8 protein-coding genes and 1 tRNA gene are annotated in these 8,478 nt (G+C 58.2%); 4 read left to right on the forward strand and 5 right to left on the reverse strand.

Annotated features, from left to right (window positions below; genetic code table 11):
* Positions 1 to 501 precede the first annotated feature (501 nt).
* Together FJ398_23190 and FJ398_23195 are read left to right on the forward strand one after the other, a co-directional pair.
* The gene (locus FJ398_23190) at positions 502 to 1,782 is read left to right on the forward strand and encodes a hypothetical protein (protein ID MBM3840808.1); all 1,281 of its coding nucleotides are present in this window, start codon (positions 502 to 504) and stop codon (positions 1,780 to 1,782) included.
* Between the two features lie 301 nt (positions 1,783 to 2,083).
* Positions 2,084 to 2,302 carry a hypothetical protein gene (locus tag FJ398_23195; protein MBM3840809.1) on the forward strand — a complete coding sequence of 73 codons (219 nt, stop codon included), beginning with the start codon at positions 2,084 to 2,086 and terminating at the stop codon, positions 2,300 to 2,302.
* A gap of 13 nt (positions 2,303 to 2,315) precedes the next feature.
* Here FJ398_23195 and FJ398_23200 read toward each other — a convergent pair.
* Positions 2,316 to 2,392 (reverse strand) — tRNA-Arg (locus tag FJ398_23200).
* A 125-nt stretch (positions 2,393 to 2,517) separates the two neighbouring features.
* On the opposite strand from FJ398_23200, the gene FJ398_23205 reads away from it, so the two are divergent.
* On the forward strand, positions 2,518 to 3,546 hold the full coding sequence (locus tag FJ398_23205; protein ID MBM3840810.1) for a zinc-binding dehydrogenase: 1,029 nt from the start codon (positions 2,518 to 2,520) through the stop codon (positions 3,544 to 3,546).
* A 42-nt stretch (positions 3,547 to 3,588) separates the two neighbouring features.
* On the opposite strand, the gene FJ398_23210 is transcribed toward FJ398_23205, so the two are convergent.
* The gene (locus tag FJ398_23210) at positions 3,589 to 4,041 is read right to left on the reverse strand and encodes a hypothetical protein (protein MBM3840811.1); all 453 of its coding nucleotides are present in this window, start codon (positions 4,039 to 4,041) and stop codon (positions 3,589 to 3,591) included.
* Positions 4,042 to 4,305: 264 nt separating this feature from the next.
* Here FJ398_23210 and FJ398_23215 point away from each other — a divergent pair, with 264 nt between their 5' ends.
* Complete coding sequence (locus FJ398_23215; GenBank protein ID MBM3840812.1) at positions 4,306 to 5,064, forward strand: tetratricopeptide repeat protein; 759 nt, start codon at positions 4,306 to 4,308, stop codon at positions 5,062 to 5,064.
* Between the two features lie 22 nt (positions 5,065 to 5,086).
* On the opposite strand, the gene FJ398_23220 is transcribed toward FJ398_23215, so the two are convergent.
* The 3 genes from FJ398_23220 to FJ398_23230 form a co-directional block, all read right to left on the reverse strand.
* On the reverse strand, positions 5,087 to 6,052 hold the full coding sequence (locus tag FJ398_23220) for a VOC family protein (GenBank protein MBM3840813.1): 966 nt from the start codon (positions 6,050 to 6,052) through the stop codon (positions 5,087 to 5,089).
* Positions 6,053 to 6,550: 498 nt separating this feature from the next.
* Positions 6,551 to 7,270, reverse strand: coding sequence for a cell envelope integrity protein TolA (locus FJ398_23225; GenBank protein ID MBM3840814.1), 720 nt, complete (start codon positions 7,268 to 7,270; stop codon positions 6,551 to 6,553).
* A gap of 388 nt (positions 7,271 to 7,658) precedes the next feature.
* The gene (locus tag FJ398_23230) at positions 7,659 to 7,862 is read right to left on the reverse strand and encodes a hypothetical protein (protein MBM3840815.1); all 204 of its coding nucleotides are present in this window, start codon (positions 7,860 to 7,862) and stop codon (positions 7,659 to 7,661) included.
* Between the last annotated feature and the right edge of the window lie 616 nt (positions 7,863 to 8,478).

The raw sequence follows: 8,478 nt of genomic DNA on the forward strand, positions 1-8,478 counted from the left end.
GCGCCTCGCCATCCGGCCTTTGGCGCGAAAACAGGACCCCGCGGAATTTTCGGACACGCTCTTAGTGGTCATGGGCATGAATACGATGACGTTCGTTGCGCCCAATTTGGCCTGGGGCGAGGCGCGACGAGGGAGCATAGCCGGGAGCTGCTCTGTGACCGAGGAGCAACGAAGCCCCAGGCCAAATTCGGCGCAACCCGAAGGGCGGCAGTTCATTTGCGACCAGACTTCGTTGCTCGCTCCTTACAGACCGTTGATGGGTATGCTCGTCGCTCGCGCCTCGTCTGGCCGCAAAATCCCTTGCCGCGAACGTCATCATATTTATGTCCATGACCACTTAAGCAAAATGCGCCTGAAGATTGCCAAATTACGGTAGGAAGTCTTGGCGCAAACGCGGAGGCTCCTGGTGGGATGAAAGGCGATGCGCCAGTCTCTTCGGGCGCCGTGCAGAACCCTCGGCGCGGTCTTGCTTTCTGGTTTCCGGCCGCCCTCGCGGGCTTTTTGGTTCTTGTGCTTCTGCCCGCGTTGCTGGTTTTTCCCTTGGCGCAGGTTTTGACGAGCCCGGCGGCCGTCGCCGCCGCCAAGCAGAAGCAGCCGCCGCTTCCTTTCGATGAGGCTGGAATTCGTTACGGCGCGATTCAGGCCACCGGACCGGTCGAGCAACTGGCGATGCGGCTCAGCCGCGGCGAACACGCGCTGACGCCGGGCAATCACGGTTATCTGCTTCCAGTGCTCGAAGCCCTGCAGGTGCCCCGGTCTTCGCAGATCCTGGTTTTTTCCAAAACTTCCTCCGACAAAGACCGCATTTCGCCTCGCACCCCGCGCGCGATCTACTTCAACGATGAGGTTTATGTGGCCTGGATTCCCGGGGCACAGCGCCTGGAAATCGCCGCTACGGATCCGCGACTGGGCGCGGTCTTTTATACGGCTTCCCAAAAGGCGGACGCGCCCGCCCGACTGTCACGAAACGACCGCTGCCTGGAATGCCACACCTCAGCCGCAAATCTGGGAGTCCCCGGCTTTCTGGCGCGCTCGGTCGTCACCGATGATCGGGGCGCAGTCGATTGGGGACGCGGGTTGTCCTATGTCAGTCATCGCACGCCCCTGAGCGAACGCTGGGGCGGATGGTATGTGTGCGGATCGCACGGAAATCAAACTCATCTGGGCAACCTCGTGGGAGGGGCCGACTTTGACCGGCAGGCCCGTGAACCGAACTTCAGAGGCAATCAGGCGAACTTGAGCGGCTTGCTCGACCTGAGCCCGTATCCTGAACCAACCAGCGATATCGTGGCGTTGCTGGTCTTCGAGCACCAGTGCCACACGCACAATTTCATCAGCCGCTTGCGGCAGGACACAGAGGCAACGCTGGAACGCGGCGGCGCCGTCGAGGCAGACACTTACTTGAAAGGAGTTGCCGAGGCGTTCATCAAGCACCTCCTGTTCATCGACGAAGCGCCTTTGTCCGCCCGCGTGCAGGGCACGTCCGACTTCGGGCGATCATTCGAGAGCCGCGGCCCGCGTGATCGGCAAGGCCGTTCGCTGCGTCAATTCGATCTGCAGACTCGATTGTTCAAGCATCCGTGCAGTTACCTGATCTACTCGCCCGCGTTCGACAGCCTGCCTCGTCCGATGAAACTCCACCTCTACGGCCGGCTCTGGAAAATCCTCGGCGGAACAGATCCTGATCCCGCTTTTCGCAAGCTGGCGCCTGAAACGAGACAGGCAATCCGGGAGATTCTCGCCGACACCAAGCCGGACGTTCCGCTCTATTGGACCCTATGAGCCACCTCGAGAACAACCCCAGTTGCAGGCTTGGATTTGAAGGGCGGTAAGATCATCGCGACAAATAGGATGGTCGGCTGCATCCGAAGGACGGCAAAGCTCGTAGCGCAGAGTTGCACTCTGCCGTATCGCAGAATTGTATTCTGCGGGGCGTCTCCCGGTCCGAGCCCGCTGGGACTTGCCGGCGCCCTGCCGATTGGAAATCGGCGATACAGCAGATTGAAAATCTGCGCTACGGTTCTCCGCTCGATCTGTCGTCAATCCCACGGTCTGCACAGTAAGCGCGCCCTTTACGAACGCGATGGCCACGCGGCCATTTGGACAAAAACTCATCGGCTCACTCGCGCGCAAAGTGGCGTTGGGGGTGGCGAAAGATTTTCAGCCCACGCGCGCAACCGTCAGCGTCTCCGGCCAGACGGTGCCTGCGACGCTGACCGCGAATGACGGCCGCGCCGTGGTCCAATACGCGTCCGACATGGTCCTGAAGAGCGGAGACAGGCTGCGGGTGGAATTGACGTGACTGTTGAGGAAGCTGGTACGCGAGGTGGGATTTGAACCCACAACCTTCGGCTCCGGAGGCCGACACTCTATCCAATTGAGCTACTCGCGCACTCCACCGGATAAAGCCAACCTACAAACCGGATGGGCCGAGTCAAATCATTAATCGCCCAGTCAACGTGAGTCAAAGCGGGTCTGGACTTGTCGAACGTGGGCAGTGCCGTTTGAATTCCTGCTATGAAAGCCATTCAATTGACTGCCCACGGACAGCCGGGCCAGTTCCGGATCGCCGAACCGCCGGAGCCAACCGCTGGCCCAGGCGAAGTGGTCGTGGCCGTCCGTGCCTGCGGGTTGAATCGTCTGGACCTGTGGCTGGAAGAAGGGAATTTGCCTCTTACGATTCAACTCCCCCGCACGCCAGGCTCGGAGATCGCCGGCGAGATCGTGCAAACAGGGCCAGGAGTTGATGTCTGGAAGAAGGGAGATCGAGTCGCTGTCCAATCCAACCTTTTTTGCGGGCAGTGCGAGTTTTGCGCGCGCGGGGAGGAGTCGCGCTGCTTGCACGGCCAGCTTCTCGGTGTGGATCGCGACGGTGGATTTGCCGAACAGGTGCGGGTTCCAGAGCGTGCGCTGGTCCGGCTTCCGGATTCGGTTTCTTACGAATCCTCCGCAGCGCTGACCCTCGCCGGCAGCACCGCAATGCACATGCTCACGGATCGCGCGCCGGTTCGGCCCGGGGACTGGGTCCTGGTGGTCGGAGCCGCGAGCGGAGTTGGATCCGCGGCGATCCAGATTGCCCGCGGCCTCGGTGCGCGTGTGATTGCGACGGCGTCAAACCGGGCCAAGAAAGCGCTCGCGCTCAAACTGGGCGCCGAACACGTTGTCGAGACCGCTGATGAGGCCTGGCCCGCGGAAGTCCGGAAACTCACCGGCAAACACGGAGTGGACGTGGTCGTGGAGCACGTCGGCGGGCCCCTCCTGGAGCAGGCGATGAATTGTCTGGCGCGAGGCGGGACGGTGGTGACCTGCGGCGCGACCGCGGGCCGGGAGGTGCGGTTGAATCTCTGGCCGTTCTTCGTGAAAGAACAACGGCTCATCGGCAGCTACGGCCGCACGCGGCGCGATCTGATCGCGACGCTCGAATGGTCGGCCGCAGGGAAACTACAGCCGACCATCGATCGCGTGGTTGGATTATCGGAAACGCCCGCTGCGTTTGCCGCGCTCAGAAATCGCGCGGTGCTGGGCAAGGTAATCGTGGTCCCGTGAACGGCGCGAGCCGTTCGGCGATCCCCTTTTCATCGTGACAGTTCAATTGAAGGCGGGAGTCGCTTCGATCGACTGTCCTGCCGCCACGGTCATGTTCTCCCCCTGCGCCCAGACCTGGTCATTGAGCAGCAGTTTGAACTCGATGTTTCCTTCGGCGTTTTTCGTGGACCACACCCAGGTGGCGGCATCCGCACATTCCAGGGGCGTGCCTTTGTCCCAGCTCAGCCCATCTCCCTGGCCGCGAATGTAGAGAGTGTTCCCGAACCCGACGTCGATGCGGACGTTGACGGTCGTGAGGGGCGGGGCCTTCCGCTTCGCGCTTGCCGAAGGGATCTTGATCGGTTTGGTTTGGAGTGGCGCTTTAGCGGTGGAAGCGGCGGTCGGCGCGCTTGGAACTCGCGCGGGAGCCACTTCCAGGGCGCTCGGCACGTACGCGGGCGCAGCCGCGGCCTTCTTGGCCGGGGCTTTGGTTGTTATTTCGGTCTTCGATTTCATGTCGTTTCTTTTTCAGTTTCAGTTCATCATTCTTTACGGACTGCACAAAACGTGACACTCGCTCCAGGGATCCAAAGCGGGCGATCACGGCTCAATCTGCCGAAGCAATTCAGATTCCAGACCCTTGCTGCATCGGGAATCCGTTCAGGTCCGGCGCACACCGCCCTGAAAGAGGCGCGTGGTGGTCCTGTCGGCCAGAAAAGAGCGTGTGCGGTAAAGGAATTCTTCTCGACGGTCAAGGAATTATTTTGAGAAATTCACGCGGTGATCGCCTTCCTTGGCAGCCCGGAGTTTTGGTTCGCCAGCCCTCTGGGCTTCTTGTTCGCCGTATTTACCCTCTGGATGCTCGTGGATGCCGTCCGGCGCGACGAATGGCTCTGGGCATTCTTTATCTTTCTCTTCCCCCCGATCAATGCGCCGCTCTACTTTTTTCTCGTCTATCGTAACGCGCCGTCGGTAGCCACCCTGGGGTTTGAGTTGCCCGGGGCTCGAGATCGCCGCCGCATCAAGGAGTTGGAAGCGCAGATTCACCACCTGGATAAAGCGCACCACCACCTCGAACTGGGCGACATTTACTTTCAACAGGGAAAACTGCCGAAAGCGTTGGAGAGCTATCAAAAGGCGTTCGAACGCGACCCGAATGATCCCGACACCCGCAGCCACCTGGGCCAATGCCTCCTTCGCTTGAATCGCCCGCAGGAAGGCCAGGAGATGCTGGACCGGGTTTGCGCCGAGAACCCAAACCACGACTACGGTTACACCCTGATGGCGCTGGCCGAGGCCCAGGTGGCGCTGCGGGAGACGGACGCCGCCATCGCGACCCTGCAGCGCGTGCTGGAATTGCATTCTTACGCGCGCGCCCGTGTGCAGCTCGCGGCGCTTTACTTCGAGAAAGGCGCAGCCGATCAAGCTCGCGCCGAACTCCGCGAAGTGCTGGCCGACGATTCCGCTTCGCCGGATTTCCAACGCAAGCGAGATCGCGTCTGGATTCGGAAAGCGCGGCGGATGCTGAAAAGGGGGTGAGCCTGAAGCGTTGGAGGGGGGGCTACTTCATCTTTGCCAGGCCTTCGGTCAGCTCGATATAGACGCCCCAGGGATCGGTGAGGAAAGCGATGCTCAACCCCATTTGCGGAAACGAACGATACGGCATGTCAAACTTTACGCCCTCCGCTTCCAGCTTTTTGCAGAACGCCTCGAGATTCGTGACCTCGAATCCGATGTGATCGACGCCGCGGCCCTTGGTGCCGGGCAGTTTCGAATCGGCGGCCCTCCAGCGCAAGTTCACGCCGGGAACATCGGCGGCTTTGAAGATCCCGCTCATTCCCGGAACGGCGCCGAACATTTTTTCGTACCACGCCCGTTGCTCGTCGATTTGCGGGACCGCGAAGTGGATGTGGTCGTGGACAACCGGGTCGGATTGCATCGCATTCTCATAGAACTCCACCTTGATGCCATCTGGAAGTTCGATGAACATCTGATGCACCTTTGGATTCTCGCTGAGGACCTTGGCTCCCGCCGCCGTGAGCTTGGCCTTTGTTTCTTCCAGATTCTTCACCTTGAATCCGAGGTGATCCACCACGCTCCCCTCCGTGCCGCCGGACGGAGGACCTTTGGTCAACAGGACTTGAACGCCGGGGAATTGATAGGCTTCCAATCGGCCGAGCTTGACGGCCTTTGCGCCCAAGGCATCGATCCAGAGCTTTTTGTGGACGTCCAGGTCCGAGACCCGCAGGTGCAGGTGACCCATGGAAACGCCTTTCTCATTTCCGGGCGGCAGTTGGGCAAGGACGGAAGGCGTGAGTAACAAGGAGAGGACGAGTAGCTTCGTCATAAAGTCATAGGCCAGGCTTGCTTCAAGCGCGACAATGCCTGCCTTGGCGCGAGATGACAAGTGCCTTCCGTCCCGCTCGGCGCGTTGCAACCAACAGTGAGTAGGTAACCGGCAAACCCACAAACGAGAAAACGGGAAAGCGAAAAGGCCGCTGTTTCCAGCGGCCTTTTCGTTAAACATCGGGAGTCGAATTCTGAACCTGAATCTCTGAATCAATAAAAGAGACAAAAAGAAGAGAAATTGGGCCGCCACCCCACCCTCCCTGTAACAAGCAAGGTCAAATGGCGGCCCGCACCTCCCTGCGTCTGCGAAGCAGACTCTTCTCCCTACGTCGTTCTGTGGAGTGAACGACGTTTTACCTCCTTGCTGGAAGCTCGAACTACACGGCAATCACCTCGTTCCTTGAATCGGGATTTGAACGTCTCGATCATCTTCAGCCTCGTGATTTCCATGATCATCCAGAGTTTTCCAACCTTTATCTGACGCGAAAACTTCTATCAGTTTTCCTCCTCCGAAGTCAAAGAAAACTTATTCACAAATTGGCTGACTTACTAACAAATCACGCTGCGCGAGTTCAACTGCTCCTAAGTAACACCTCGAAGCGAAGCGGGAAGATGGCGAACTTGCTTCGGCAACACCGGAATCCACGACGGCCGGAATCCCAGAATTCACCGTCGATCAGAACGCGTCCGAGTTGAGAATTTCCATCGTGTCTTCGCCAAATCCTAACGCGTAAATTCGAAGTCGACTCAGATGGGTCACCAGTGTCGGTTCGATCGTCACGCTGGCAATCAGCGGCAAAACCTTGAAACTGGAGAATTCCGGGAAAAACTCGGGGATCGAACGAATCTTGTCCTGGAAAGCTGCGGCTTTCTCCACAGTGACTTTGGACTTGGCTTCGCAGATCAGCAAGTGGCGGTGTCCCACAACGATCAAATCAATCTCGATGTTCCGCCCTGGCTCGGAAGGATGCTGGCGCTTGACGCGGATTGCCGACGCAATAACCTCGTCGCCCTTGAACAGAGTACGCGCAACGCGCGGCGCATTCGGCGCCACCATATCTTCGATCAAAGTTCCAAGACGGTCGGAAAGCGCTGCAAGTTGACGGTTAAATTCCTTGCGTTCCTTCTCTGCCTGCTGACGATCCTTCTCTGCCTGCTGACGATCCTTCTCTGCCTGCTGACGATCCTTCTCTGCCTGCTGACGATCCTTCTCTGCCTGCTGGCGGTCCTTCTCCGCCTGCTTTTGCATTTCGAGCAATTGGCGATCCGTGCGTGCATTGCTCGCCCGGATTTCGGTAATGTCTTCGCGCGTGGCGGCAAGGATCAAGGAAGTTTGTTCCATGAACTTTGTCAGCGCCTCTTCGAGACGATCAACGCGTTCGGTCGTTACGGCCATGATCGGATCCTACGGTGGGTGGATTCGCCAAACAAGTCGGAAGAGTTGAGGCAGTTGAGGCAATAAAAAAACCGCCGCCGGATGGCAGTCGGCTCTCCGGCGGCGGCCCCACGCACCTCCCTGGCGTGTGTTCTTCGCGTGATGCTTGTCAGAGTTTCACAGGAAAAGGGGTCGGTAATGGTGGTGATTCATGATTCCTTGACTAATGACTGTTGGTCCCTGTCTTCTTTTCTGTCCCCAAATGTCCTCGTTTTGGATAGGCCGTTCCCTGGTTCCGCCCTGTCGGCCTGGCCTCCGGAGTAGGGTAGGCATCTTGCTCGCATCCAAAACTTCACTTGAACTGGGCAGAGAAGACAGGCCGGGTATGTGTTTAGCGTAGCGCAGATTTTCAATCTGCTAGCTCATCGATCCGCAGCAGCTCGTCCCATTCCTGCTCCGACAACACTCCCTCAAGTTCGTCTGCCAGGTCGCCAACCGAAACGACCCGCACTCCTCGCACAATCCGCCCCAGATAAGACGCGGCTTTATCACGAAATTGCATCTCGAGGGTGCGGCCGTCGAGTTTGGCCAGACGAACTTCATGCGTATCCAAAGAGTTGGTCAGTTCAGCGGCAAGTTGCCGCTGAAAACGGGCTGGTAGCCCGCTCCACCCATCAGTGATCAGAGGTCAGAGGTATCATCTACTTTGCAGAACGAATTCGTCTTGTCCGTGGCGCCGTCACCGGAGCGACTGACGCAACCAACAGTGCACTCAGATGAGTGACTGCATCATTCTCGTGAAAAATCAAAACCGAGCCTCCCTTCGGCGACACGGCCGCAAAATCCGGATGAGGCACTTTGAATTGCCGACCGTCATTCATTCGGATGACGAACGCCCTGAACGGCACTGCCCGAAGATGTTCCCTAATGGTTTCGCTTAACATTTTTCCACTTTATTGCGCAAGGCAGCACAACGGCAACGAAGTTTCGCAGGCATAATTGACCTTGTCCACCTTGTGAGCGTTTCCAAACCGGAGCCGCAAAAGAGCGCAAAGAACTCAAAAACTCAAAAACAACAAGAGACAACAGGATTGACACTAGTCCTGCAACAAGCGTGATTATTGGCTTGAAAAAAGAAAAAAGCTCGAAATGCCCGTCAATATTGGTTGAAATATGTTTGTTCAAGAACAGCTAACAACCAACAAAAGGTCATTTCGAGTGAGCAGAAC

The organism is Verrucomicrobiota bacterium (assembly GCA_016871535.1).
Classification (GTDB): Bacteria; Verrucomicrobiota; Verrucomicrobiia; order Limisphaerales; family SIBE01; genus VHCZ01.

What these genes read in the sequence shown, in the direction of transcription:
- FJ398_23195 (MBM3840809.1), top strand. Translation starts at nt 2,084, where the DNA reads ATGGCCACGCGGCCATTTGGACAAAAACTCATCGGCTCACTCGCGCGC.
- FJ398_23205 (MBM3840810.1), top strand. Translation starts at nt 2,518, where the DNA reads ATGAAAGCCATTCAATTGACTGCCCACGGACAGCCGGGCCAGTTCCGG.
- FJ398_23210 (MBM3840811.1), bottom strand. Translation starts at nt 4,041, where the DNA reads ATGAAATCGAAGACCGAAATAACAACCAAAGCCCCGGCCAAGAAGGCC.
- FJ398_23220 (MBM3840813.1), bottom strand. Translation starts at nt 6,052, where the DNA reads ATGTTTAACGAAAAGGCCGCTGGAAACAGCGGCCTTTTCGCTTTCCCG.
- FJ398_23225 (MBM3840814.1), bottom strand. Translation starts at nt 7,270, where the DNA reads ATGGCCGTAACGACCGAACGCGTTGATCGTCTCGAAGAGGCGCTGACA.